Origin of the sequence: Rugamonas aquatica, assembly GCF_009380215.1 — a bacterium.
In the GTDB taxonomy this organism is placed as follows: domain Bacteria; phylum Pseudomonadota; class Gammaproteobacteria; order Burkholderiales; family Burkholderiaceae_D; genus Rugamonas; species Rugamonas aquatica_B.
This window is the reverse complement of sequence record NZ_WHUG01000074.1, coordinates 1-247: the sequence shown is the minus strand read 5'-3', so window position 1 is coordinate 247 and position 247 is coordinate 1. Positions and strand designations below refer to the sequence as shown.

Annotated in this window: 1 rRNA gene; it reads left to right on the top strand. The window is 49.4% G+C overall.

Going from position 1 to position 247, the window contains the following annotated elements:
* Positions 1–247 (top strand): 16S ribosomal RNA (locus GEV02_RS33965); the annotation flags it as partial.

The following is a 247-nucleotide window of genomic DNA, read 5'->3' as shown; positions in this document are numbered from 1 at the left end:
AGATTAAAACTCAAAGGAATTGACGGGGACCCGCACAAGCGGTGGATGATGTGGATTAATTCGATGCAACGCGAAAAACCTTACCTACCCTTGACATGGATGGAATCCTTGAGAGATTGAGGAGTGCCCGAAAGGGAACCATTACACAGGTGCTGCATGGCTGTCGTCAGCTCGTGTCGTGAGATGTTGGGTTAAGTCCCGCAACGAGCGCAACCCTTGTCATTAGTTGCTACGAAAGAGCACTCTA